This is a genomic window from Vibrio sp. 03_296 (genome assembly GCF_002265885.1).
Genome location: NZ_NPKW01000924.1, coordinates 1 through 437 on the forward strand (window position 1 = coordinate 1; position 437 = coordinate 437).

Sequence of the window (437 nt, forward strand, 5' to 3'; positions counted from 1 at the left end):
ATATGATGATTGAGACCGATGGTTGTATCGCACTGTCGGTCGATCCGCCCGTCAATTTTTCACGACCCTCCATCGACGTGCTGTTCGAAACGGCGGCTGATTACTATAGAAACGCGTTGATCGGTATCGTACTGACGGGGGCCAATTCCGACGGTGCCTTAGGTCTCAAAAAATCAAAACACTGGGTGGACTAACCCTAGTCCAATCCATTGATAGTGCAGAAGCGAAAGCCATGCCTGCCGCGGCCATGGCTGCCGTTGATGTCGACCACGTCCTTTCTTTGGAAGAGATTGGTCATTACTTAAATACTTTATGTGATTGCTGAACATGCCTGATAAACCAACCCTACTCATCGTTGATGACMAAATCGAAACCTACTGACTTTAGAAGGATTTACTAGAATGCATTTGATGTCAATTTGGTGCGTGCCACGTCAG

Annotated in this window: 1 pseudogene; it reads left to right on the forward strand. The window is 47.2% G+C overall.

The annotated features are described in order from the left end of the window. Positions 1-5 precede the first annotated feature (5 nt). A pseudogene (locus tag CIK04_RS28880) lies at positions 6-325 on the forward strand (chemotaxis protein CheB). Positions 326-437 lie beyond the last annotated feature (112 nt).